The sequence below is a fragment of the Actinoallomurus iriomotensis genome (genome assembly GCF_030269445.1).
In the GTDB taxonomy this organism is placed as follows: Bacteria; Actinomycetota; Actinomycetes; order Streptosporangiales; family Streptosporangiaceae; genus Actinoallomurus; species Actinoallomurus iriomotensis.
In genome coordinates this window covers 180114-203629 of sequence record NZ_BSTJ01000003.1, presented here as the reverse complement: position 1 = coordinate 203629, position 23516 = coordinate 180114, and the positions used below count along the sequence as shown (strand labels likewise).

The following is a 23516-nucleotide window of genomic DNA, read 5'->3' as shown; positions in this document are numbered from 1 at the left end:
GAATGAGCGAGAGGTTCGCGCCGATGAGCGATGAACTGCGCGAGTCCGATCCACGGCGCATCGCCGGGTACGTCGTCAAGGCGCGGCTGGGCGCCGGTGGGATGGGCGTGGTCTACCTCGCGCAGGACGGCGCCGGAAATCCCGTCGCCGTGAAGGTGATCCGGCCGGAGCTGCTCGAACGGGGCAAGGAGGCGGACCTGAGCCGGTTCCGCCGGGAGATCGCCGCCTTACGCCGCCTCGACCGGTTCTGCACCGCCCGGCTGATCGGCGCCGATCCCGAGGCGGAACCGCCGTATCTGGTCACCGAGTTCGTCTCCGGGCCCACGCTGAAGGAGGCGGTGCACCGGGATGGTCCGCTGCGAGGGTCTGACCTGGAGACCGTGGCGATCGGCATCGCGGCCGCCCTCCGCCACATCCACGCCGCGGGGATCACCCATCGGGATCTGAAGCCCGGAAACGTTCTGCTCAGCCCGTACGGGCCTCGGGTCATCGACTTCGGACTGGCCCTGCACGATGAGATCACCCAGCGCGTGACGTCGGAGTTCGCCGTGGGGACGCCCGGTTACATGGCGCCCGAGCAGCTGCGCGCGGGTGAGGTCGGCGCACCGGCCGACGTGTTCGCCTGGGGCGCCGTGACGGCCTTCGCGGCGACCGGCCGGCCGCCCTTCGGCACCGGCGGCCCCCAGGCGGTGGGGTTCCGCGTCCTCGGCGGAGAGGCCGACCTCGACGGGCTGGAGGGTGCCCTCCGGGCCGTGGTGACCTCCGCGCTCGCCAAGGAGCCGGCCCGGCGGCCGACGTCGGGCGAGCTGCTGGAGAGGCTGCGTCACCTGGCGATGGCGCCCACGGTCCTCGCCACGGCCACGGACGCCCCGGCGAGGCCGTCGGCCTTCAGCGAGCCCTCCGACGCCGACGGGTGGGCGGAACTGGCCAGGCGGAACCTGGACGAGGGCAAGGCGGAGCTGGCGCTGTACCAGGCCGACAAGGGCATCGGTCTCGAATCCCACCACGCCGCCAGTCATCATCAGCGTGGCCGCGCCCTCCACGGCCTCGGTCGGGAGAGCGAGGCCAGGCGCGCACTGCGGCTGGCACACGAGATGGACTCCGCCGACGACGAGATCAGCCGCTCGTACGCCCGCGTGCTTCTGGAGCAGGGCGACGAGGGAGTGCGCAAGGCGTTCGAACTGGCGCCCGAGGACGACGAGGTCCGCAGGCGTTATGCCGAGTCGCTGCTGGAATGGGCGCAGGCGGACGGCCGGACCGGAGCCCTCGGCGGCGATCACGATCGCGGAAGCCGGGAGAGACTGGACGCCCTGCGCCAGGCGTACCGCCTGCTGCCCGGAGACGAGGAGGCCCGCCGGCGCTGCCTCGACGCTCTGCTGGAGAGCGATGAGGGCGTCACCACGGCGTTCGAGATCGCCCCGGACGATCCTCGGGTCAAGGCGGCGTACGTGAAGATGCTGGTCGTCTACCGCGTGGAGTACGCCGAGGCCTACGCGATCGCTCCACACGACGGCACCGTCGCCGACCGCTACATCCGGTTGTTGCTGGCGGGCGAGGACCGCCAGGAGATCCTGGACCGGATCATCTCGATGTGGGCTGAGGCGACGCCCGCCACGAAGGCGGCGGTCTGGGAGCAGATCCCCGACTGGGTCGAGCGGCGGTGGTATCACTACTACCCCTCCGAGAGCGAGGCGCTGGAGCAGGAGGAGTGCGTTGGCCGGCTGCTCGCGCTCAGGCCGCCTGAGGAGGTCGCGCGCAGGCTGTGGCACATCGGCCACACGGCGTTCTGGGGGCGGGACGTCGACCGGATGGCGTTCGCCTGGGGCGCGATCGTGCCGGTGTGGGCCGGCCTGGGTCTGCTGGAGATCTTCGTTCGGCACGTCAGCTGGCCGTGGGACCTGCTGGTCATCGTGGTCCTCGGGCTGATGGCGCTCGTCGCGGCGGGCGTCGTGTACGTCCACCCGGGGCCGGTCGAGCGGCGTCGCCGGACGGCGTTCGCGGGCGCGGGCCGGCCGTACGAGCGAAGTCCCTACCGTGCGCGCTTTCCGCGCGGCTACGTGCCGGGGCCCGATCTCGGCGGAGTGGCGGACTACGCCGAGGTGATCGAGCCGTTCGTGGCGAGCCGCCGCCGGTACTGAGGCGCTTCGAACCCCGTTACTCGGGCGGGGAGTCCGCGGCGCGCTTGGCGGCGTGGCGTTCGGCGGCCGCGGCGCGGCGGCGCTGCAGGTGCGGGATGTACCAGCAGCCGAACACGCCCATCAGGAAGCCGACGAGGCAGACCCAGCGCCACCAGTGATGGTCCGGGGCCAGCGGGACGATCAGCAGGACCACGAACGCCACCGCGAAGGCCACCGCCCCGACGGCGGAGACGAGGACGTCGTTGGTCTCCATGGGGGGCGGTTCGGGTTGCCGCGTCATGGGATCAAGCGTATCGGCAGCCCGATCGCGGGGGCAGAGCCGCAGATCACGTCGCGAAAGTCTTCCGTCCGCATTGTCTGGTCTGTCACTCTGCGTACGTCATTTTTACGACTCGGGGCCCCTGGGCGAGGAGAGGTAAGGACGTGACGACGACGACAGTGGCCGCCGAGCCGCGGAACGGCCTGGATCGATACTTCAAGATCACCGAACGCGGCTCCACGATGGGCCGCGAGATCCGCGGTGGGCTGGCGACGTTCTTCACGATGGCCTACATCGTGGTGCTGAACCCGCTGATCATCGGCACCGTGCCGGACAAGACGGGCGCGGTCCTCGGCATCCCCAAGGTCGCGGCCGCCACCGCGCTGGTGGCCGGGGTGATGACGATCATCATGGGCGTGGCGGGGCGGTTCCCGCTGGCGATCGCGACCGGGCTCGGCCTGAACGCCTTCGTCGCCGCGACGCTCGCCCCGGCGATGACCTGGCCCGAGGCGATGGGTCTGGTGGTGATCGAGGGCATCGTCATCGCCGTCCTCGTGCTCACCGGGTTCCGAACCGCGATCTTCCGTGCGGTGCCGGAGGGGCTGAAGGCGGCCATCGGCGTCGGCATCGGGCTGTTCATCGCGCTGATCGGCTTCGTGGACGGCGGCTTCGTCCGCCGCGTGCCGAACGAGGCGGGCACGACGGTCCCGGTGCAGCTCGGCATCTCGAACAACCTGCAGAGCTGGCCGGCGCTGGTGTTCGTGCTCGGCCTGCTCGTCACCGCGGTGCTCGTCGCCCGGCGGGTCAAGGGCGCCATCCTCATCGGCATCGTCGGCACGACCATCCTGGCGATCATCGTCGAGGCCCTGTCCCACGCCGGCCCGACGGTCGTGAAGCCGGGGGTGGTCAACCCCAAGGGCTGGAGCCTGAACGTCCCGAAGCTGCCCGGCATCCACCACATCGCGGGTACGCCGGACCTGTCGCTCATCGGACACTTCACCCTGTACGGGTCGTTCGCCCGCGTCGGCGTGCTGGCCGCGGTGCTGTTCGCGTTCACCCTGGTCCTGGCCGACTTCTTCGACGCCATGGGCACGGTCGTCGGCATCGGCAGCGAGGCTGGACTGCTGGACGAGCGCGGCGCGCCGCCGAACATCGGCACCATCCTGTTCGTGGACGGAATCGCGGCCGCGGCGGGCGGCGCCGGGTCGGTGTCGTCGGCGACGGGGTACGTGGAGTCGGCGGCGGGTGTCGGCGAGGGCGCCCGTACGGGCCTGGCGAACGTGGTCACCGGGGTGCTGTTCCTGGTGGCGATGTTCCTGGCCCCGATCGTGCAGATCGTGCCGTTCGAGGCGGCGACCCCGGCGCTGGTCGTGGTCGGCTTCCTGATGATGAGCCAGATCCGGCGGATCGACTTCTCCGACTACGAGATCGCCATCCCGGCCTTCCTGACCATGGTCATCATGCCGTTCACGTACTCCATCACGAACGGAATGGGCGCCGGCTTCATCTCGTACGTCGTCATCAAGACCGTCCGCGGGCGCGCCCGCGAGGTGCACCCGCTGCTGTGGCTGGTGGCGGTCCTGTTCGTGGCCTACTACGCCATCGTCCCGATCAAGGTGATCCTCGGCGTGGACTGAGGCGGGCGGGTTCAGACGGTGACGACGAGCTTCCGCGCGGAGACGCCGTCTCGGAGCCGCCGCAGCGCGTCGGGGATGCGGGCGAGCCCGGCGCCGACGACGGTCGCCTCCGGCGCGGATCGGTACGCGCCGGAGGCGAGCGCGGCCGGGAGGAAGTCGACGTAGATCGCCGGCCCGACCTCGTTGTCCTTCAGGGTGCCGCCCCAGATCCCGCTCACCCGTACCCCGCGTCGCCGTGCCCGCGGGCCCCGCAGGCGCGTGACCGACTCGGGCTGCGCCGACGCGACGCGCTTGCCGCCGTTGGTCCGGGAGGCGATCGCGACCGCCGGCACGAGCGATCCGGATCCGATCGCGAGCGTGCCGGCGAGCGGGCTGTCGCCGATCCGGTCCACGATCTCCCGGACGGCGTCGCGGCTACGGCGGTCGACCACCTCGGCCGCGCCCAGCGACCGGAGGTAGTCGAAGTTGCGCGGTGACGCCGTCGCCACGACCCGGTAGCCCGCGTTGCGGGCGAGCTGGATCGCGTTGCTCCCGACGCTCGTCGAACCGCCCCACACGAGCACCGTCTCCGGCCGGTCGGCGGGGTCGGGGCGGGGCATCGCCAGCCCGAGGTGGTCCTGCTGGAACATGCCGGTCGCCGCGGTCGAGAGCGTCAGCGGCAGCACGGCCGCCTGCTCGAAGGACAGCGAGCCGGGGATGGGGGAGACCATGTGCTGCATGAGCACGACGTAGTGCTGGAAGGCGCCCTCCGCCGCGCGGTTCCGCGACTTCTCCATGCCGACCGCGTGCCCGAGGACGCGGTCGCCCGGCCGTAGCCGCGTCACGCCGGGCCCGACCTCGACGACCTCGCCGGCGACGTCCGAGCCCACGATGGCCGGAAAGGTCAGCCAGGGCACGACCACGCGGTACAGGAACCCCGGTATGCCGTCGATGGGGTTCACGGCGATCGCCCGCGCCCGGACGACGACCTCGTTCGCCGCCGGGGGCGTGTAGGGGGCGGGCCCGACCTCGAAGGGCGCGCCTCGTTTCCGCAGCCAGAGTGCGGTGTTCTGCTCGGTCATCTCCGGGCCTCTTTCCGTTGGGCGGGGTCGCGTCGCCGGATGACGTGAGCCGCATCCGCAGACTAGGCACTGTCTAGAAACTAGTCAATGTCTACTTTCGGGTACCGTGGTCCCGTGTCCGATCGGCCTTTCCATCACGGCAACCTCCGTGCCGTGCTGCTCGACCAGGCGGAGACGGTGCTCCGGGAGCGGGGGATCGACGCGCTGTCCCTGCGCGAGCTGGCGCGGGAGGCGGGCGTGAGTCACGGCGCCCCGCGGAGTCATTTCATCGATCGGAACGCACTGCTCGACGCCTTGGCGGAGCGCGGCTTCGTCCGGCTCGCCGACGAGATCCGCGATGCGGTGTCACGCGCGCCCGGCGACCACGCGCGCGTCCTTCGCGCGGCGGGCTCGGCGTACCTTAGGTTCGCCGTGCGGGAACCGGCGCTGCTCGATCTCATGTTCGCGACGAAGGTGGACGGCCCCTCGGGGGCGGTCCGAAGTGCCGCGGAGCGCCTGTTCGACACCATGACCGGCATCATGGGCGTGGGCGTCGAGGCGGGCGCGTACGACGCGGGCGACGTCGGCCGGCTGACGCTGCTGCTGTCCGCGACCGTCCAGGGCATCTCGGCGCTCGTCACGTCCCGCCGGATCCCGACGCCCCAGGGCGAGGCGCTCGTCGACGACGCGATCACGATCTTCCTCGCGGGAGTGTCGGCCGTCCGGTAGCGACGCCGGGTGGGAGTACTAACCGGGAGCTATCCGACATACCCTTTGATCCACGGGGACGGGGCGGCGGAGGCGCCGCCCCGTCCCCGTCTCAGACCAGGTCGGGAGAGCGCGCCGTCGTCCCCCCCGTGGAAGAAGGAGAGGGCCGAAGTCCTTCGTCTCGCTAACGAACTGGCGGAATAGACAATCGTCATATATCGTTAGCAAGAGTAATGACTTCAGCTAATGAACATGCAAACGTCACAGACCAGAAGCCGTGCGGGCCTGGCGGCGGCCCTGCGCGTCTCGATCTCACGACTCTCACGCCGCATGCGCGCCGAGGGCGGTCACTCCTTGAGCGCCACGCAGATCGGGGCGCTCGGCGCGGTGGCCCGGCACGACGCCCTCACCCCTGGCGAGCTCGCCGCGCACGAAAAGGTGCAGCCGCCCTCGATGACCCGGACGATCGCGCGCCTGGAGGCGGACGGCCTGCTGACGCGCAGTCCCCATCCCACCGACCGGCGGCAGGTGGTGCTCAGGCTGACCGCGGCGGGCGACAAGCTCCTGAAGGAGGAGCGCCGGCGCAAGGAGGCGTGGCTGGCGCAGCGGCTCGCGGAGCTGACGCCGGAGGAGCAGTCCATCCTGCGTCAGGCGGCGCCGATCCTGGAGAGACTCAGTCACGGCTGAGCCTTTTCCGCTCGCTCCGCAACCGCAACTACCGGCTGTTCTCGGCCGGGCAGGTCGTCTCCAACACGGGCACCTGGATGCAGCGCGTGGCGCAGGACTGGCTGGTCCTGAACCTCACCCACGGCAGCGGCACGGCGCTCGGCATCACGACCGGCCTGCAGTTCCTGCCGCTGCTGCTGTTCGGCCTGTACGGCGGCGTGATCGCCGACCGGTTCCCCAAGCGCCGGGTCCTCATGATCACCCAGGTGGCGATGGGGGCGCTCGCGCTGATCCTGGGCGTCCTCGCGCTCACCGGCAGCGCGCAGGTGTGGCACGTGTACGCGCTCGCGTTCGGACTGGGCGTGCTGACCGTGGTGGACAACCCCACGCGCCAGACGTTCGCGGTCGAGATGGTGGGGCCGGAGGACCTGTCCAACGCCATCGCCCTCAACAGCGCGATCTTCAACGTGGCCCGCATCCTCGGCCCGGCCATCGCCGGCGTGCTGATCGCCGCGATCGGCACCGGCCCGGTCTTCATCGTGAACGCCGCCTCGTTCCTGGCCGTGCTGGTCGGGCTCTACCTGATGCGTGACGAGGAGCTGTACATCCGGCCGCGCGTGCCGCGGGCCAAGGGCCAGCTCCGCGAGGGCCTGCGCTACGTCCGTGACCGCCGCGACCTGGTCATGCTGCTGATCGTCCTGTTCTTCGTCGCCGCGTTCGGCATGAACTTCCAGATAACGACCGCGCTGATGAGCCGGGAGGTCTTCCACAGCGGCGCCGGCTCGTTCGGTTTCGCCTCGACCATGCTCGCGGTCGGCGCCGTGTCCGGCTCGCTGCTGTCCGCCCGCCGCAAGCAGCCCCGCATGCGCCTGATGCTCATCGCCGCCGCCGCGTTCGGCGTGCTGGAGATCGTGAGCGGCGCGATGCCGACGTACGGCCTGTTCCTCGTGGCGCTCGTCCCGACCGGCCTCGCGCTGCTGACCTTCAACACGACCGCGAACGCCGTCGTGCAGCTCAGCGTGCCGTCCTGGATGCGCGGGCGCGTGATGGGCCTCTACATGCTGGTCTTCGCCGGCAGCTCACCGATCGGCGCGCCGCTCCTCGGCTGGCTCGCCGAGGTCTTCGGGCCGCGTTCGGGCCTGATCATCGGCGGCATCGTCTCCCTGGCCGCCGTGACCATCGTCGTCGCGATCATGGCTCCGCGGCCGGCGCTGAACGCGCTACGGCCCCGTATGGCCGAGGGGCTCGGCGAGGGGAAGTGAGAGGCGGAGCCGCACGCCGAGGGCTCCCGTCCGGTCTCTGAGACCCTGGTGGGGTGAGACTCTTCGTCGCGCTCATCCCGCCGAAGCACGTGCTGGACGAGATCGCGGAGGCCTTCGCGCCGTACCGTGACTGGCCGCACCTGCGGTGGACCGGCCGGGACACCTGGCACGTGACGCTGGCCTTCTACGGCGAGGTCGACGAGCCGACCGCCGCGCGCCTGCGCCCCCGCCTCGAACGCGCCGCCGCGCGACACCCCCGGCGGGAGCTGGCGTTCGCGGGCGCGGGGGCGTTCCCCCGTGCACGGTCGGCGCACACGCTGTGGACCGGCATCGAGACCGACCTGCAGCGCCTGGCGGACTCCTGCCGGGCCGCCGGCCGCCGCGAGGGCATCGACACCGGCCGCGCGCTCCGCTTCCACCCACACCTCACCGTCGCCCGTACGCGGGCGCCACGCGACCTCAGGCCGCTCGTGGAGGAGCTCGCGGCGTACGAGGGGACGCCGTGGACGGCCGGCGAGATCCACCTCGTCCAGAGTCACCTCGGCGCCGAGGTGCGGTACGAGACGCTGGACCGCTGGCCGCTCAGAGACGCCACGGCGAGCCGGTGATCCGCTCGTAGACCTCCGCGTAGCGCGCCCGGGTGGCCGCCACGACGTCGTCGGGGATCTCCGGACCCGGAGGCGTACGGTCCCAGCCGGTCACCGACGAGGACCAGTCGCGGACGAACTGCTTGTCGAGCGAGTGCTGCGCACGGCCCGGCTCCCACGAGTCGGCCGGCCAGAACCGCGAGGAGTCCGGCGTCAGCACCTCGTCGGCGAGCACGATCGTGCCGTCCGGGGCGCGCCCGAACTCCAGCTTGGTGTCGGCGATGATGACGCCGCGCTCACGGGCGAGGTCCGCGCCGCGCCGGTAGACCTCCAGCGTGAGGTCGCGCAGCCGCTCGGCGGTCTCGGCGCCGATCTCCCGGACCACGTCGTCGAACGTGATGAACTCGTCGTGCCCGGTCGTCGCCTTCGTGGTCGGGGTGAAGACCGGTTCGGGCAGCCGCGACGCCTCGACCAGACCCGGCGGCAGCGGCACCCCCGAGACGGTGCCCTGCTTCTCGTACTCCTTCAGGCCCAGCCCCGCCAGGTAGCCGCGGGCGATGAACTCGACCGGGAACATCTCCAGCCGCCGGCACCGGATCGCCCGCCCGGCCCACTCCGCCGGCACGTCCTCGGAGATCACGTGGTTCGGCACGACGTCGCCGAGCCGGTCGAACCACCACAGCGACAGCTGCGTCAGGATCGCGCCCTTACCCGGGATCGGGGTCGGCAGGACGACGTCGTAGACGCTCACCCGATCCGACGCGACCAGGATCAGGTCGTCGCCATCGGCGTAGACGTCCCGGACCTTGCCGGAATGCACCAGCTCCATGTACTCCTCCACCTTGCCGAACCCGTATCCGCAACGTACCCGGCGCGCCCTCCGCCCGTGCCCGCGACCCCCGTACCTCGTGCCGTCCTCGCCGCCCGACGCGGGTCACCTCGCGCGGACCGTCGAACGTCCTGCTCGTGCAGAACCTGGCGCGATCCGGCCACTCCCTACAGCGGCGCGCTGAACCTGCGCCGCGCCTTCGGGAACCGCGCTCGCATGGTCACCGTGGACTCCGGCGGACACGACGCGTACCCGGCCAACGGCAACCCCTGCGGCGACCGCCTGGTGACCGCCTTTGTGGCCGAGGGGCGACGTGCCGCCCATGACACCCTCCGCCCGGCGGAGAGCCGGTGATAATCGACAGATGTCGATCTTCCTGGAGACCGAGCGGCTGGCGCTGCGGCGCTTCACCGAGGCCGACGAGGACGACCTGGTCGAGCTCGACGGCGACCCCGAGGTCATGCGCTTCATCAACGGAGGCGAGCCGACTCCCCGCGAGGAGGTGCGGAGCCGGATACTGCCGGTGGTCTTCGACTTCTACGAGCGGTTCGACGGGTTCGGCTACTGGGCGGCGGACGAGAGGTCCACCGGACGGTTTCTGGGCTGGTTCCACTTCCGCCCCGCGAAGAACGGACCGGACGGCGAGATCGAGCTCGGCTACCGGCTGCGCAGGCCGGCCTGGGGCCGGGGCTACGCGACCGAAGGGTCGCGGGCCCTGGTCCACAAGGGGTTCACCGAGCTCGGGGTGGAGCGCGTGGTGGCGGAGACGATGGCGGTCAACCTCGGTTCCCGGCGCGTGATGGAGAAGTCCGGCCTGATCCTCACGCGTACGTTCCACCGCGACGGGCTGGAGGCGGTCGACGGCTTCGAACGCGGAGTGGTCGAGTACGCGCTGACCCGAGCCGAATGGGCCGCTAGCGCGCGACCTCCAGGCGGTGGGTGAGGGACGTGTGGCGGCGGCCGGCGCCGGCGGTGCGTACGGCCGCCGCCAGGGCGCGGCGTGAGCCGGCCAGTACGACCAGCTTCTTCGCCCGGGTCACCGCGGTGTAGAGCAGGTTCCGCTGGAGCATCATCCACGAGCTGGTCGTCAGCGGGATGACCACGGCCGGGTACTCGCTGCCCTGCGAGCGGTGGATCGTCACGGCGTACGCGTGGGCGAGCTCGTCCAGTTCGGCGAAGTCGTACGGGACGCTCTCGTCCTCGTCGGTGCGCACGGTCAGCGTCTGCTCCTCCAGCGACAGGGCGGTCACCACGCCGACCGTGCCGTTGAACACCCCGGCGGCGCCCTTGTCGTAGTTGTTCCGTAGCTGGGTGACCTTGTCGCCGACGCGGAACACCCGGCCGCCGTAGCGGCGTTCCGGCCGGTCGTCGCGGTGCGGCGTGAGCGCCTCCTGCAACAGCGCGTTGAGGTTGCCCGCGCCGGCCGGCCCGCGGTGCATCGGGGCGAGCACCTGCACGTCACGCCGCGCGTCGAGGCCGAACCTGCGCGGAATGCGGCGGGCCACGATGTCCACCGTCAGCTCCGCCGTCGGCTCGGTCTCCTCGCACGGGAACAGGTAGAAGTCGGGGAACCCGCGCACGTGAGGCGCCTGCCCGGCGTTGATGCGGTGCGCGTTGACCACGATCCCGGACTCCTGCGCCTGCCGGAAGATCTTGGTGAGCCGGACACGGGGCACCGCGTCGGCGGCGAGCAGGTCGCGCAGCACCTCGCCCGCGCCGACCGACGGCAGCTGGTCGACGTCGCCCACCAGCAACAGGTGCGCGCCACGCGGCACGGCTTTGACCAGCTTGTTCGCCAGGATGACGTCCACCATCGAGGTCTCGTCCACCACGACCAGGTCGGCGTCGAGCGGGTTGTCGCGGTCGAACTCCGGCTCACCGCCCGGCTGGAGCTTGAGCAGCCGGTGCACGGTCGCGGCCTCGTGGCCGGTCAGCTCGGCGAGCCGCTTGGCCGCCCGCCCCGTCGGCGCGACCAGCAGCACCTTGGCCTTCCGCGCCGCCGCCAGCTCCACCACGGACCGTACGGTGAAGCTCTTGCCGCAGCCCGGCCCGCCGGTGAGCACGGCGACCCGTGAGGTCAGCGCCAGGCGCACCGCCTCCTCCTGCTCGGGCGCGAGGTCGGTGCCCGTACGGCGGCGGAGCCAGGTGAGCGCCCGGTCCCAGTCGACCTCCTGGAACGCGGGAAGACGGTCCTCCTTGGTGTGCAGCAGGTCCAGCAGGCCGCCGGCGAGGGAGCGTTCGGCGCGGTGGAACGGCGGCAGGTAGACGGCGGGCACCTCGCCGTCGCCCACCGGCACCCGCTCCCGTACGACCTCCTCCGCGGCGGCGGCGTCATCCACGCAGGGTGGGACGAGCTCACGCGGGACCTCAAGGATCTTCACGGCCTCCGTGACGAGGTTCGGCTCGGGCAGGTAGCAGTGCCCGTTGTCGGCGGCCTGCGAGAGCGTGTACCGCAGGCCGGCCTTGATCCGCTCGGGCCCGTCGTGCGGCATGCCCAGGGCGCGGGCGATGGTGTCGGCGGTGCGGAACCCGATGCCCCACACGTCGGCGGCCAGCCGGTACGGGTCCTTGCGCACCACCTCGATGGACTGGTCGCCGTACTTCTTGTAGATGCGCACGGCGAGCGAGGTGGACACGTCATGGCCCTGCAGGAAGACCATGACCTCCTTGATCGCCTTCTGCTCCTCCCAGGCCTCGCCGATCCGCTTCGAGCGCTTGGGGCCCAGCCCGTGAACCTCGACCAGGCGCGCGGGCTCCTCCTCGATGACGCGCAGGATGTCGGTGCCGAAGTGCTCGACCATCCGGTCGGCCATGACCGGCCCGATGCCCTTGATGAGACCGGACCCGAGGTAGCGGCGGATGCCCTGGACGGTCGCGGGCAGGACGGTCGTGTACGAACGGACCTCGAACTGGCGGCCGTACTTGGGGTGCGTGGTCCAGCGCCCGGTCAGCCGCAGGCTCTCCCCGATCTGCGCCCCGAGCAGGGGACCGACCACGGTGAGCAGGTCCGGGCCGGTGCGCTCGGTCGCCACCCGGGCGATCGTGTACCCGGTCTCCTCGTTGGCGTACGTGATCCGCTCGAGCACCGCCTCAAGCTCCCGCAGCCCGGCGGAAGCATCCGGTCGTCCGTCCTTCACACCGGCCATGGTGCCCGAGCCGCCGGGCATGGAGGAGATCAGCGTTCGGGATCCGGCAGATCATGCCTGCTAACAGCAGCGATCAGAACTAAGCTGACTTTGCGCGAACAGGAGAGGAGGTCACGCGGTGTTGCTATCGTTCACAGAACGTCACGGACCGTGGACTGTCGATGAGCTCCACCGGTTGCCGGACGACGAACTCAACCGGTATGAGATCGACGATGGTGTCCTGATCGTGAGCCCCCGCCCTTCCTCTCCCCACCAGGCCGCCTTGCTGGAGCTCGCAGTTCTCCTTCGCGGGCCCGCGAGGGCTGCTGGGCTTGAGGTGCTCCCGGAGGTGGAAGTCGTCACCGACCGCCGCGACGACTGGTTGAAAGTCCCTGACATCGCGGTGGTGGCATGGGACGCCTTCGACTCCGAGCCGCAGGAGTACCAGGCGGCCGACGTGGCGCTGGTCGCCGAGATCAGCGGTAGCAGACAGAGCCGCAACCGGGACTTCGGGGAAAAGCTCGACGCGTACGCCGAAGCCGGGATCGAGCACTACTGGGTTCTCGAACTGGTGCCCGTCCCCAAGCTGACCGTGTTCGAGTTGGTCGACGGCACGTACAAGCAGATCGCCGCGTCGGGCGAACTCATCAAGCTCGGCCGGCCGTTTCCCGTCGAGATCGACCCCGGGCGACTGACGAGGCCGCGCCGCGACTGATCGCGTCGTCGCACTCCGTCGATCAGGCGACGCAGGTCTCGGCGATCCGGTGGCGGCGTTGGGCGAGGGCGTGCTCGCGGTCGGTGGTGGTGAAGTCCTGCCACACCCGGTCCGGCATCATCGGATCGCCTGGGCGGGCCGTGGGGACGAACTCCGCGCTGCTCACCTTGTCGCCCTCCACCGTCAGGTGCGTGCCCTCGCGCAGCAGGACGGCCGACCGGAAGCGTACCGACGTGTCCCGCTCGACCCTGCGGAACCAGTCCGGGTTCGAGGCCCAGTAGAGGTTGCCCTCGGCGTCCACGGCCACGCACAGCGGGCTCAGCGCGCCCCGCGCCAGGTGGAGGCGGCCCGGCCGCGTCCGGTCCACCCACGCCAGCGCCGCGCGGCCGTGCAGGGCGCTCAGAACGTTCTCGGGGCGGTGCCCGGCGGCCAGCGCCTGGAAGATCACTTCGCTGTCGGCGTCACCGGCCGCCGGTGGCGTGGCGAAGCGGGCGCGCAGTCCGGCCGCGTCCACGTCGCCGCTGTGCGTGCCGGTCAGCGCGCCGACCAGGAGGGGGCCGGTCTCCACGAGCCGGTCCGGCCTGCCCCGGGTGGCCCGGCGTACCTGGCCGAGCGCCACCGGGGCCGCGTCCAGGCCGGCGAGCAGATCGTGCCGCCAGACCCGGAGGAACGTCCCCCGACCCTTGACCACGCGGCAGCCGCCGTCGGTCACGTCGCCCTGGACGGTCGGCGTCTCGACGTTGATCGTGCCGGGGCGGCCGAACAACGCCACTCCGGCGGAGTCGGCGCTCCGCTCCCCGGCGAGCATGCCCAGCGCCACGAACGCGTCCGATGCCCGTTCCGGGTGCCTCGCCCCCGGCGAGCGGTAGAGCCCGAAGAGCCCGCACATCGATCTCACCCCTGTCCCCGATGTCCCCGGTCGCTTTCCGGCTTTGACGCGGGGATCGCACCGGCGGTTCGGTGGATCAGCGGACCGCATAGGCTCATGGCGTGAACCGTGCTCCGCGATGGTTGTTGCCGGCCGTCCTGGCGGTCCTCCTGTCCGCCGTGGTCGTCGGCACGCTTCTCCATTGAGTCGCCCGCGCCAGGCTTCACGCGCCCGTGGAGCGGTGAAGACCCAGAGCATGTCGCCGCGATCCGTGACCAGGGCCCTCGCCGCCCTCATGGCCGTCGCGGCGACCGTGGTCCCCGGCACCGCGCACGCCGATGAGGACGACGAGCCGAAGAAGCTCTGCACGATCAAGGACTCGCGCATCGACGAGTCCAGTGGCCTGGCCGCCAGCCGGCGTCACCCCGGCATCGTCTACACCTTCAACGACTCCGGCGGCCTGCCGCAGGTGTACGCGCTCGGCCCGGACTGCCGCACGCGGGCCACGCTGACGCTCGCCGGCGCGCGGAACCGCGACTGGGAGGCGATGGCGCTCGGGCCGAACGGGATCTACGTCGGCGACATCGGCGACAACCTGGACGGCGCCTGGCCGTACGTCACGGTCTACCGGATCCCCGAGCCGTCGGTGCTGCGCAGCCAGACGCTGCGCGCCACGGCGTACCGGATCAAGTACGCCGACGGCCCGCGCAACGCCGAGACGATGATGATCAACCCGCGTACGGGACGGCTCTACATCGCGAGCAAGGCGTTCAGCGACTCGCTGTACGAGGGCCCCAAGCGCCTCAGTACGAGCGGTTACAACATCATGCACAAGGTCGGTGACGCGCCGTTCTACGCGACCGACGGCGCGTTCGCCCCCGACGGCCGGACCTTTGTGATCCGCGGCTACTGGGAGGCGGAGATCTACCGCGCGCCGGGCAAGAAGATCGCGGACGTGTCCGTGCCGAGCCAGAAACAGGGCGAGGGCATCACCTTCACCGCCGATGGCCGGTCGCTGTTGCTCAGTTCCGAGGGCGTGAAACAGCCGCTGTGGCAGGTGCCGGTTCCGGCCAATGCGCTGCCGGCGCGAACCACCGGCGCGTCCCCGGCGAACTCATCGGGTAAGGACGGCGCCGCCGGGTCTACCAGGGGTTCGAAGAAGTTCTCGGCGGTGAGTCTGGTGCTGGTCGCCGGAGTGGTCATTCTGATCGCCGGCCTGTTCGCTCGCAGACGAGGGTCATGACGGGATGGGCGCTGACATGTCACGATCTGTTCTCGTGAACCTCGAGTTGATCGGCCTTCGTGCTCCGGCGCGTCGGCTGCGTCCGGTGGCGGCCGGGCCCTTCGCCCTCCTCTCGCTGGTCGTCGCACTGCTGCCGATCCGGCCGCCGGGGCTGTGGCTGGCCGCCGTGATCGCCTGTTACGCGCTGCCCTGGCTCCTGGGCCTGTGGGAGCGGCGGCCGGGCCGCTGGCGGCTGTCCGCGCGCGGGCTTGAGCACCTCGCCGCCGACGGCACGGTGGTGGAGGCGTACGAGCTGAGCCGCGTCGAGGAGTTCGCGGTGACCGCGGACGACGGGGTTCTCACGATCTTCCACCGGTTCGGCGCCACCGTGGCGGGCCCGCTCGCCGAGATGGGCTTCGACCTGCTGAGCTTCTACATCACCGCGCGGCGTCTTGGCATCACCACCCACGTGATCGACGGCGACCGGTCGCTCTTCGAGGACGACGGCCTGCCACAGGAGGACGAGGCGCCACGCGCCCTCGGCCGCCGGGCCGAGCAGCGGCTGCGCGACCAGGAGGCCGCCCTCCTCGCCGTCGCGCACGAGCCGCGCACCGCCTCCCGTACCGACACCGGACGCCTCGCCACGGCCACGACCGGCCGGCGGCGCACGACCGCCCTCGGCGTCCTCGTCACGCTGCTCTCGCTGACGATGGTGACCCGGATCGCCCTTGAGAGCGGCGTGGCGTTCGGCGGCCGGCTGATGGGCGGGCTGTGGGCGCTCGTCGGCGGCGTGGCGATGATGACCGCCCGCCGCCGGAGGCTGCGGAGCGCACCGCTGAGCTGGACCATCATGCCGTCCGAGCTGCGCATCCGGCACGCGACGGTGGGGGAGTGGCGGGTACGGGGCGGCGCGGTGGCCGCCGCGGTCGTCGGCCCCGGCACGGCCATCGACCCGGTCTCGGGACGGCCCGCCGCCGACCAGACCGTCGTGACGCTGTTCGGCCATCGGCTGGAGGTGCTCGCCCGGCTGCCCGCGCACGGCCTGGACGCCTTCCAGCTCACCCACGCGCTGGACGAGCGCGGCTACCACGTCGTCACGCCCGACCAGGCCGTCCCGCGGCCGTCGGAGTACGGCCTGGCCGGGCTGCCGGAGATCTTCTCCCGCGTCCCCGGCGGACGCCTGGTCGTCGACGACGACGGCATCGGCTGGGCCGACGGCGCCGGCGACGTCATCCTGCGCATGCCGCGCGACCGCATCGGCGGCATGGAGCTGCTCACCGTCGACGGGCACGCCTGGCTGCGGATGTACGACGACGAGGGCGACGAGTTCCTCGCGGCCCCGCTGTCGATGCTGCGGATCTCCCGCACCGACCTGCGCGACGCCGCGCGGCGCGTGCAACTCCCGATCACCGACGCCGAGTACGACGCGTACGTCAACGCCGCCTTCTACGGCTCGATGACCCATCTGGAGACGGCCGAACCGGCGAAGGAGAAGCCGAAGAAGACCCTGCCCGAGGCCCGGCTCGACGTGCCGACCCGCACCCGCGCGCTCGCGTACGCGGTGACGGCGACGCTGTGCGAGCTGGTCGCGGTGCTCGGCTCCCTGTGGCTGCGCGCGGACCTGGGCGGGTTCTGGCCGGCGCTGGCGTGGTCGGCGCCGTCGGGACTGGTCCTGGGCCTCGCGGGCGCGTGGCTGTACGACCGCAACCGCCCGCAGCTGCGCGTCTCGGCCCTGGGGATCTCCTCGGTGACACGCCTGGGCCGTACGGAGTGGAGCGTCACCCGGCAGGCGCTGGGCGGCGTGGGCATCGACGAGGCCGAGGCGCCGCGGCTGGTCGTGTGGAGCCCCGCGGGCCGGGTGCTGCGCCGCGTGTCCTTCCCGCCGGACCTGACCGAGCTCCGCCGCGCCTGCGAGCGCCACGGCCTCCCGTGGGGCCCGCCCGACGCCGGCCACGGCGCCGCCCCGCCACCGGAGCTGTAGAAACCCCCGAACACCGGCCGTCGCCGGGCCCGGACCGGGCGCCGGCGGCCGGCCGAACGGAGCTCAGAGGCGCTCGACCACGTGGTCGACGCAGGCGGTGAGGGCCTCGATGTCGGCCGGGTCGATGGCCGGGTACATCGCGATGCGCAGCTGGTTGCGGCCCAGCTTGCGGTACGGCTCGGTGTCGACGATGCCGTTGGCGCGCAGCACCTTGGCGACCTCGGCGGCGTCCACGCCCTCGAAGTCGATCGTGCCCACGACCTGCGAGCGCTGGGCCGGGTCGGTCACGAACGGCGTGGTGTAGGAGGTCTTCTCCGCCCAGGTGTAGAGCCGCTGGGCGGAGTCGGCGCAGCGGCCGGTCGACCAGGACAGGCCGCCCTGGGCGAGGAACCAGTCGATCTGCTGGGCCATGAGCATGAGCGTCGCCACGGCCGGCGTGTTGTAGGTCTGGTCCTTGCGCGAGTTGTCCACCACGACCTTCAGGTCGTAGAAGTCCGGGACGTAGCGGCCGGACGCGGCGATCTCCTCGATGCGGGCCAGTGCCGCCGGTGAGGCCAGGGCCAGCCACAGGCCGCCGTCGGAGGCGAAGCCCTTCTGCGGCGCGAAGTAGTAGACGTCGGTCTGGGCGACGTCGACGGGCAGGCCGGCGGCGCCGCTGGTGGCGTCCACGAGGACGAGGCCGCGTTCGGCGTCGGTGCCGGCGGGCCGCTCGATCGGCATCGCCACACCGGTGGAGGTCTCGTTGTGCGTGAGGGCGTAGACGTCGACGCCGTCCTCGGCGGCCGGCAGCGCGTGCGTGCCCGGCGCGGACTCGATCACCGACGGATCCGACAGCCACGGCGCCTTCTCGACGACCTTGGCGAACTTGGAGGAGAACTCGCCGAACACCACGTGCTGGGACCGCTCGCGTACGAGACCGAACGCCGCGGCGTCCCAGAAGGCGGTCGTGCCGCCGTTGGACAGCAGCACCTCGTAGCCGTCCGGCAGCGCGAACAGCTCCGCCAGGCCCTCACGGACCCTGGCGACGATCGACTTGACCGGCTTCTGCCGATGAGAGGTGCCGAGGTACGTCGCGCCGGAGGCGGCGAGCGCGGCGAGCTGTTCCTGACGGACCTTCGACGGGCCTGAGCCGAATCGGCCGTCCGCGGGCTTGAGGCTGTCTGGGATCACGATGTCGCTCACCCGATGAAGCCTAATCAAGCGATCCGGCCGAACTCAGCCCGGTCCGCGATGTGAGACCCGGTCGCGACGTCTTCGCCGCACCGCCCGTACCACCAGCCACACCAGCGCCAGCAGGCAGATCAACGACACACACGCCGGGTACCGCCAGGGCCGGCCGTCCTGCCGGGCGGTGATCGCGGCGCGGCCGGAGTCGTAGGACAGCAGGGCGAGCGCGGCGGCCATCACCCAGGCGACGACCGCACGGGAGGCATGGTCACGGCGCGTGCGGCGTTCCTCGCGCTCGCGCTCCTCCCGCAGCAGCGCGACGTCGCGCTCGTCGGGGTCCTCATCGCGTGGGCCGGTGTACATGGTTCCCCATGGGGGCCGAGGGACGGGTACGGCCCGCGGTGCCGGGGCAGCCGCGGGCCGTGCGTGTCGTGCCTGCTCAGACCTTGGTGGTGAGCTCGGCGGAGCCGTCGACGTCGGACACCGAGCGAGCCGCCGGGCCGACGTAGCGGGCGCTGGGCCGTACGAGACGGCCGGTGCGCTTCTGCTCCAGGATGTGCGCGGCCCAGCCCGCCGTGCGGGCGCACGTGAACATGGCCGGCATCATGTGCGGCGGCACCTCGGCGAAGTCGAGGATGACCGCGGCCCAGAACTCCACGTTCGTCTCGATCGGCCGGTCCGGACGGCGCTCGCGCAGCTCCGCCAGCGCGGCGTCCTCCAGTGCCTTGGCCGCGTCGAAGCGGGCCGCGCCCAGCTCCTTGGCGGTGCGACGCAGCACGCGGGCACGCGGGTCCTCGGCGCGGTAGACGCGGTGCCCGAAGCCCATGAGCCGCTCGTGGTTGTCGAGGATGTCGGTCACGACCTTGCGGGCGTCACCGAGCTGCTCGACCTTCTCGATCATCGGCAGGACACGGGCGGGCGCGCCGCCGTGCAGCGGACCGGACATGGCGCCGATCGCACCCGACATCGACGCCGCGACGTCGGCCCCGGTGGAGGCGATGACGCGGGCGGTGAAGGTGGAGGCGTTCATGCCGTGCTCGGCGGCCGACACCCAGTAGGCGTCGATCGCCTTGACGTGCTTGGGATCCGGCTCACCGCGCCAGCGGACCATGAACCGCTCGGTGATGGTGCGGGCCTCGTTGATCCGCTCCTGGGGGACCATCGGCAGACCGAGGCCGCGGGCGCTCTGCGCCACGAACGACAGCGCGGTCACCGACGCGCGAGCCAGGTCCTCGCGGGCCTGCTCGTCGCTGATGTCCAGCAGCGGACGCATGCCGTAGGACGGCGCGATGAGGGGCAGCGCGCTCTGGACGTCGACCCGTACGTCACCGGAGTGCACCGGGAGCACGTACGGCTCGGCGGGCGCCAGTCCGGGGTCGAAGCTGTTGTCCACCAGCAGACCCCATGCGTCACCGAAGGAGACGTGGCCAACGAGATCTTCGATGTCGACGCCCCGGTATCGGAGAGCACCGCCCTCCTTGTCCGGTTCGGCGATCTCAGTCTCGAAGGCGACGACGCCCTCGAGGCCGGGTTTGAAGTCGGACATGTTCTGTCCTGCCTTTCGTCCCCTGTGGTGTACAGACCCGACTGATAATTGAACCTCTTCTTGCACGCTGCTCAGTACCCGGGGGGGTGTGATATGCGCAATTTTTTCGTTTCCAGCAACTCTATGCGGGAACCCTGCCGTGTCATCCCCGGGGCGGCGCGAGAGGATGTCCTGTCGTGGAGCCAACCGACCCCGCCGACCTCCGGAAGTCCTACAGGGACGCCCGGCTGGACGAGCGCGACCTCGCCGCCGACCCGCTGAGCCAGTTCGACGTCTGGTTCGCCGACGCCGTCGCGGCCGAGTTGCCCGAGCCCAACGCCATGATCCTCTCCACGGCCACCGCCGACGGTACGCCCAGCGCCCGCACGGTGTTGCTCAAGGGGTACGGCCCAGAAGATTTTCGTTTCTTCACGAACCATGGATCCCGCAAGGCGCGGACCATCGCCGAGAACCCCCGGGTGTCCCTGGTCTTCCCCTGGCACGCGGTACACCGGCAGGTGATCGTCGAGGGCACCGCCGAACGGCTGTCCCGCGAGGCGTCCGCGGCCTACTTCCACACCCGGCCGCACGGCTCCCAGCTCGGAGCGTGGGCGAGCGAGCACCAGTCCGCGGTGGTCACCCGCGAGGAGCTGGAGAGCCGGTACGCCGAGCTGGCCCGCCGCTGGCCGGGCGAGGTGCCGCTGCCGGACTTCTGGGGCGGCTACCGCGTCGTACCGGTGAGCGTGGAGTTCTGGCAGGGGCGGCCGAACCGCATGCACGACCGCCTGCGATACCGTCGTCCCGATGTGCATGAACCGGACAAATGGGCGGTAGAGAGACTGAGTCCTTGAGCGCTGACCCCCAGTCATCCCCCGCTACGGCGTCACCCGAAGCATCCGAAGAGACACCTCCCTCGTGGTCCCGGCGCGCCCGGAGCCTCGTGCGGCGGGCCGCCATCGACACCCGCCCGCTCAGCGAGCCGCCGTTCCGCCGGCTGTGGATCGGGCAGGCGGTGTCCTTCACCGGCTTCCAGCTCACCTCCGTGGCGATCTCGGTGCAGGTCTACGACCTGACCAAGTCCTCGCTGTGGGTGGGGCTGCTCGGGCCGGCCAACCTCGTGCCGCTCATCGTCTTCGGGCTGTGGGGCGGGGCGGTCGCGGACATGATGGACCGCCGCAGGCTGCTGATCATGGCGTCGCTCGTGACGTGGGCGGCCACCCTCGGCCTTCTCGTGCAGTCCTTCCTGCACGTCGACAGCGTCGCACTGATCATCGGGCTGGTCGTCGTCCAGGCGGTCGGCTTCGCGGTCAGCTCGCCCACGCGCGGTGCCGTGATCCCGCGTCTGCTCCCGGTGAGCCTGGTGCCCGCCGCCAACACGCTGAACTTCACCGCCTCGCAGGTGGCCACGTTCATCGGCCCGGTCCTGGCGGGCGTGGTGATCGGGCACGGCGGGTACGCGGTCGCGTACGGGATCGACGCGGTGCTGTTCACCGTCGGGCTGTACGCCGCGGTGCGGCTGCCCGCGCTGCCGCCGATCGGTGGCGAGATCCGGCGGCCCGGGTTCCGCTCGGTCGTCGAGGGGCTGCGGTTCCTGATCACCCGGCCGGTGCTGATGATGTCGTTCGTCGTGGACATCATCGCGATGGGCGTCGCGATGCCCCGTGCCCTGTTCCCCGAGGTCGCGGAGACACGCTTCGGCGGTGAGGAGGCGGTCGGCTGGCTCGTCGCGGCGATCGCCATCGGCGCCGTGATCGGCGGTCTGGTGTCCGGGTGGATCGGCCGGATCCAGCGGCAGGGCATCGCCCTCATCGCGGTCATCGTGGTGTGGGGCCTGGCCGTGGCGGCCTCGGGCCTGGCGGGCTCGCTGTGGCTCGCGGTGCTGCTGCTGGCCGTCGGCGGCGCCGCCGACCTGGTCTCGGCGGTGTTCCGGCAGACGATCCTGCAGACGTACGCCCCCGACGAGATGCGCGGGCGGTTGCAGGGGGTGTTCACCGTCGTCGTGGCGGGCGGGCCGCGCCTGGGCGACCTGCGCGCCGGCGTCACCGCCTCGATCGCCGGCGCGACGGCGTCGTGGACCGGGGGAGGACTGGTGTGCGCGGGCCTGGTGGTCGTCGCGGGGCTCGCGGTGCCGTCGTTCCGCCGCTACACCGCCACCCTGCGCGGCCCGGCGGACGAGCGGCCGTAAGAGTCCGCGCGAGGGTCAGCCCAGCACCTCGGCGGCGACCTTCAGGTCCGAGACCAGCCCGGCGTACGCGGAGTCGCGGTCGTCGGCCCGCAGCACCGCCGACGGGTGCACGGTCGCGACGTAGCAGGCGTTCTGCCGGGAGGTCTCGTCGTCGATGGGCGGCCGGGGGATGAGCCGGCCGCGCTGGCGGGTGACGCGGAACGACGGGCCGAGCAGGGCCTTGGCCGCGGTCGCGCCGAGCAGCACGATGACGTCGGGGTCGATGATGTGCAGCTCCGCGGCGAGCCACGGGCGGCAGGCCGTCATCTGGGCCGCGTCCGGCGTCTGGTGGATGCGCCGCTTGCCCGGCCCCTCCTGCTTGAACCGGAAGTGCTTGACGGCGTTCGTGACGTACGCGTCGGAGCGGTCGATCCCGGCGTCGGCCAGCGCCTTGTCCAGCAGTTTCCCGGCCGGGCCGACGAACGGGGCGCCCTGGCGGTCCTCCTGGTCGCCGGGCTGCTCGCCGATGAGCACGACCCGTGCCGACGCCGAGCCGGAGCTGAAGACGGTCTGCGTGGCGTTCTCGTACAGGTCACAGCCCTCGCAACCCTGCGCGGCGCGGCGCAGGCCGTCGAGCCCGGCCCCCGGCGGGACCCAGCGTCCCGCCCCCTCGAAACGTGGCATGACGGCTCCAACCTATCGTCAAGAAGGCTCTTCCCGGTCGCGGGAAGACCACATCGGCGGTTCACGTTCGGGTATATGAACAGATAAGGATCGCTCTTGCCGTCGCCTGCTCCCCGCAGAGTCGCGATCGGCCGTAGCATCAGGAGCGAACTGGAGGAAAACCTTGACCGCACACGGCTTGATCGACACGACGGAGATGTATCTCCGGACGATCTTCGAGCTCGAAGAGGAAGGCATCGTGCCGCTTCGAGCCCGAATCGCCGAGCGGTTGTCGCAGAGCGGCCCGACGGTGAGCCAGACGGTGGCGCGCATGGAGCGCGACGGGCTGGTGAGAGTAGAGGGTGATCGGCATCTCGACCTGACCGAAACCGGCCGCTCCCTCGCGGTCCGGGTGATGCGCAAGCACCGGCTCGCCGAATGCCTTCTCGTCAACGTCATCGGTCTCCCGTGGGAAGAGGTCCACGTCGAGGCCTGCCGCTGGGAACACGTCATGTCCGAGTCGGTCGAGCGGCGGCTGGTCGACCTGCTCGGAGACCCTTCGACGTGCCCGCACGGCAACCCGATTCCCGGCCTGAACGAACTCGGCGCCGACGTGCCCGAGGCGCCGCCGGGTGAACCGCTCGCGGTCATGACCGACGTCGCGACGGCCACCGGCACCCCCGTCGTGGTCCGGCGCATCAGCGAGCAGGTGCAAAGCGACACCGCACTGATGCTTAGACTCAAGCAGGTTGGGATACAACCGGGACGTGAGGTGACGCTTGCCGCAGGCGACGACGGTGTCAGGGTGACGCGCGACGATGAATCCGACAGCCCCTCGACCGAGCTCCCCAGCCGTATCGCCTCCCACGTCTTCGTCTCAAAGCGCTGAGTTGCCCATTCCACGTGTCCCGGGCCGTCGTCCGTCGTTCAATAGGGAAGGGGACGGCAATGGCGAGGTGG

23 protein-coding genes are annotated in these 23516 nt (G+C 71.3%); 14 read left to right on the top strand and 9 right to left on the bottom strand.

The annotated features are described in order from the left end of the window. Positions 1–23: 23 nt before the first annotated feature. Complete coding sequence (locus QSK37_RS13980) at positions 24–2138, top strand: serine/threonine-protein kinase (protein ID WP_285620404.1); 2115 nt, start codon at positions 24–26, stop codon at positions 2136–2138. Positions 2139–2154: 16 nt separating this feature from the next. On the opposite strand, the gene QSK37_RS13975 is transcribed toward QSK37_RS13980, so the two are convergent. Continuing rightward, entirely contained in the window at positions 2155–2418 is a 264-nt protein-coding gene (locus QSK37_RS13975) for a DUF2530 domain-containing protein (RefSeq protein WP_285620401.1), read from the bottom strand. Between the two features lie 221 nt (positions 2419–2639). Between QSK37_RS13975 and QSK37_RS13970 the strand changes: the two genes are divergently transcribed. Beyond that, entirely contained in the window at positions 2640–4034 is a 1395-nt protein-coding gene (locus QSK37_RS13970; protein WP_285621996.1) for an NCS2 family permease, read from the top strand. 11 nt (positions 4035–4045) lie between these two features. Here the strand turns inward: QSK37_RS13970 and QSK37_RS13965 are convergent, their stop codons facing one another. After that, entirely contained in the window at positions 4046–5095 is a 1050-nt protein-coding gene (locus QSK37_RS13965) for a zinc-binding alcohol dehydrogenase family protein (RefSeq protein ID WP_285620399.1), read from the bottom strand. 114 nt (positions 5096–5209) lie between these two features. On the opposite strand from QSK37_RS13965, the gene QSK37_RS13960 reads away from it, so the two are divergent. From QSK37_RS13960 to thpR, 4 genes are all read left to right on the top strand, one after another. Beyond that, positions 5210–5803, top strand: a complete 594-nt coding sequence (locus QSK37_RS13960; RefSeq protein WP_285620397.1) for a TetR/AcrR family transcriptional regulator — start codon at positions 5210–5212, stop codon at positions 5801–5803. Positions 5804–6028: 225 nt separating this feature from the next. Beyond that, a complete protein-coding gene (locus QSK37_RS13955; protein ID WP_285620395.1) occupies positions 6029–6469 on the top strand; it encodes a MarR family winged helix-turn-helix transcriptional regulator in 441 nt (146 codons plus the stop codon). Beyond that, on the top strand, positions 6466–7710 hold the full coding sequence (locus tag QSK37_RS13950) for an MFS transporter (RefSeq protein ID WP_285568928.1): 1245 nt from the start codon (positions 6466–6468) through the stop codon (positions 7708–7710). The genes QSK37_RS13955 and QSK37_RS13950 overlap by 4 nt, the downstream gene beginning before the upstream one ends. A 53-nt stretch (positions 7711–7763) precedes the next feature. After that, positions 7764–8318, top strand: coding sequence for an RNA 2',3'-cyclic phosphodiesterase (thpR, locus tag QSK37_RS13945; RefSeq protein WP_285620391.1), 555 nt, complete (start codon positions 7764–7766; stop codon positions 8316–8318). On the opposite strand, the gene QSK37_RS13940 is transcribed toward thpR, so the two are convergent. Then, positions 8293–9126 (bottom strand): phosphoribosylaminoimidazolesuccinocarboxamide synthase, encoded by an 834-nt coding sequence (locus QSK37_RS13940; RefSeq protein ID WP_285568489.1) that lies wholly within the window; start codon positions 9124–9126, stop codon positions 8293–8295. The genes thpR and QSK37_RS13940 overlap by 26 nt on opposite strands. Here QSK37_RS13940 and QSK37_RS13935 point away from each other — a divergent pair. Continuing rightward, the gene (locus QSK37_RS13935; RefSeq protein WP_285620389.1) at positions 9112–9480 is read left to right on the top strand and encodes an alpha/beta hydrolase; all 369 of its coding nucleotides are present in this window, start codon (positions 9112–9114) and stop codon (positions 9478–9480) included. The two genes, QSK37_RS13940 and QSK37_RS13935, sit on opposite strands and share 15 nt — an antisense overlap. A 10-nt stretch (positions 9481–9490) precedes the next feature. Then, positions 9491–10069, top strand: coding sequence for a GNAT family N-acetyltransferase (locus tag QSK37_RS13930; protein WP_285620386.1), 579 nt, complete (start codon positions 9491–9493; stop codon positions 10067–10069). Here QSK37_RS13930 and recD2 read toward each other — a convergent pair. Then, entirely contained in the window at positions 10041–12272 is a 2232-nt protein-coding gene (gene recD2, locus QSK37_RS13925; RefSeq protein WP_432705571.1) for an SF1B family DNA helicase RecD2, read from the bottom strand. The genes QSK37_RS13930 and recD2 overlap by 29 nt on opposite strands. Positions 12273–12390: 118 nt before the next feature. Between recD2 and QSK37_RS13920 the strand changes: the two genes are divergently transcribed. Then, positions 12391–12966, top strand: a complete 576-nt coding sequence (locus QSK37_RS13920; protein ID WP_285620382.1) for a Uma2 family endonuclease — start codon at positions 12391–12393, stop codon at positions 12964–12966. A gap of 22 nt (positions 12967–12988) precedes the next feature. On the opposite strand, the gene QSK37_RS13915 is transcribed toward QSK37_RS13920, so the two are convergent. Further along, entirely contained in the window at positions 12989–13855 is an 867-nt protein-coding gene (locus QSK37_RS13915) for a class II glutamine amidotransferase (protein WP_285620380.1), read from the bottom strand. Between the two features lie 235 nt (positions 13856–14090). Here QSK37_RS13915 and QSK37_RS13910 point away from each other — a divergent pair, with 235 nt between their 5' ends. Together QSK37_RS13910 and QSK37_RS13905 are read left to right on the top strand one after the other, a co-directional pair. Next, positions 14091–15077 carry a hypothetical protein gene (locus tag QSK37_RS13910; RefSeq protein WP_285620378.1) on the top strand — a complete coding sequence of 329 codons (987 nt, stop codon included), beginning with the start codon at positions 14091–14093 and terminating at the stop codon, positions 15075–15077. 34 nt (positions 15078–15111) lie between these two features. After that, positions 15112–17037, top strand: coding sequence for a hypothetical protein (locus QSK37_RS13905; RefSeq protein WP_285620376.1), 1926 nt, complete (start codon positions 15112–15114; stop codon positions 17035–17037). Positions 17038–17100: 63 nt separating this feature from the next. Here the strand turns inward: QSK37_RS13905 and serC are convergent, their stop codons facing one another. From serC to QSK37_RS13890, 3 genes are all read right to left on the bottom strand, one after another. Beyond that, positions 17101–18219 carry a phosphoserine transaminase gene (gene serC / locus QSK37_RS13900; protein WP_285620375.1) on the bottom strand — a complete coding sequence of 373 codons (1119 nt, stop codon included), beginning with the start codon at positions 18217–18219 and terminating at the stop codon, positions 17101–17103. 33 nt (positions 18220–18252) lie between these two features. Next, positions 18253–18567, bottom strand: a complete 315-nt coding sequence (locus tag QSK37_RS13895; RefSeq protein WP_285620374.1) for a hypothetical protein — start codon at positions 18565–18567, stop codon at positions 18253–18255. Between the two features lie 76 nt (positions 18568–18643). Further along, complete coding sequence (locus QSK37_RS13890) at positions 18644–19750, bottom strand: citrate synthase 2 (protein ID WP_285568502.1); 1107 nt, start codon at positions 19748–19750, stop codon at positions 18644–18646. A 176-nt stretch (positions 19751–19926) separates the two neighbouring features. Between QSK37_RS13890 and pdxH the strand changes: the two genes are divergently transcribed. Together pdxH and QSK37_RS13880 are read left to right on the top strand one after the other, a co-directional pair. Further along, positions 19927–20580, top strand: a complete 654-nt coding sequence (gene pdxH / locus QSK37_RS13885; RefSeq protein ID WP_285620372.1) for a pyridoxamine 5'-phosphate oxidase — start codon at positions 19927–19929, stop codon at positions 20578–20580. An 89-nt stretch (positions 20581–20669) separates the two neighbouring features. After that, positions 20670–21914, top strand: coding sequence for an MFS transporter (locus tag QSK37_RS13880; protein ID WP_285620370.1), 1245 nt, complete (start codon positions 20670–20672; stop codon positions 21912–21914). A gap of 15 nt (positions 21915–21929) precedes the next feature. Here the strand turns inward: QSK37_RS13880 and QSK37_RS13875 are convergent, their stop codons facing one another. Then, a complete protein-coding gene (locus QSK37_RS13875) occupies positions 21930–22577 on the bottom strand; it encodes a UdgX family uracil-DNA binding protein (RefSeq protein WP_285620366.1) in 648 nt (215 codons plus the stop codon). 163 nt (positions 22578–22740) lie between these two features. On the opposite strand from QSK37_RS13875, the gene QSK37_RS13870 reads away from it, so the two are divergent. Then, positions 22741–23445 (top strand): iron-dependent transcriptional repressor DtxR, encoded by a 705-nt coding sequence (locus QSK37_RS13870; RefSeq protein ID WP_285568509.1) that lies wholly within the window; start codon positions 22741–22743, stop codon positions 23443–23445. Positions 23446–23516 lie beyond the last annotated feature (71 nt).

Coding starts and splice junctions, on each gene's coding strand:
- QSK37_RS13980 (WP_285620404.1), top strand. CDS start 24: ATGAGCGATGAACTGCGCGAGTCCGATCCACGGCGCATCGCCGGGTAC.
- QSK37_RS13975 (WP_285620401.1), bottom strand. CDS start 2,418: ATGACGCGGCAACCCGAACCGCCCCCCATGGAGACCAACGACGTCCTC.
- QSK37_RS13970 (WP_285621996.1), top strand. CDS start 2,640: ATGGGCCGCGAGATCCGCGGTGGGCTGGCGACGTTCTTCACGATGGCC.
- QSK37_RS13965 (WP_285620399.1), bottom strand. CDS start 5,095: ATGACCGAGCAGAACACCGCACTCTGGCTGCGGAAACGAGGCGCGCCC.
- QSK37_RS13955 (WP_285620395.1), top strand. CDS start 6,029: ATGAACATGCAAACGTCACAGACCAGAAGCCGTGCGGGCCTGGCGGCG.
- QSK37_RS13935 (WP_285620389.1), top strand. CDS start 9,112: ATGCACCAGCTCCATGTACTCCTCCACCTTGCCGAACCCGTATCCGCA.
- QSK37_RS13940 (WP_285568489.1), bottom strand. CDS start 9,126: ATGGAGCTGGTGCATTCCGGCAAGGTCCGGGACGTCTACGCCGATGGC.
- QSK37_RS13930 (WP_285620386.1), top strand. CDS start 9,491: ATGTCGATCTTCCTGGAGACCGAGCGGCTGGCGCTGCGGCGCTTCACC.
- recD2 (WP_432705571.1), bottom strand. CDS start 12,272: ATGGCCGGTGTGAAGGACGGACGACCGGATGCTTCCGCCGGGCTGCGG.
- QSK37_RS13915 (WP_285620380.1), bottom strand. CDS start 13,855: ATGTGCGGGCTCTTCGGGCTCTACCGCTCGCCGGGGGCGAGGCACCCG.
- QSK37_RS13910 (WP_285620378.1), top strand. CDS start 14,091: ATGTCGCCGCGATCCGTGACCAGGGCCCTCGCCGCCCTCATGGCCGTC.
- QSK37_RS13895 (WP_285620374.1), bottom strand. CDS start 18,567: ATGTACACCGGCCCACGCGATGAGGACCCCGACGAGCGCGACGTCGCG.
- QSK37_RS13890 (WP_285568502.1), bottom strand. CDS start 19,750: ATGTCCGACTTCAAACCCGGCCTCGAGGGCGTCGTCGCCTTCGAGACT.
- QSK37_RS13875 (WP_285620366.1), bottom strand. CDS start 22,577: ATGCCACGTTTCGAGGGGGCGGGACGCTGGGTCCCGCCGGGGGCCGGG.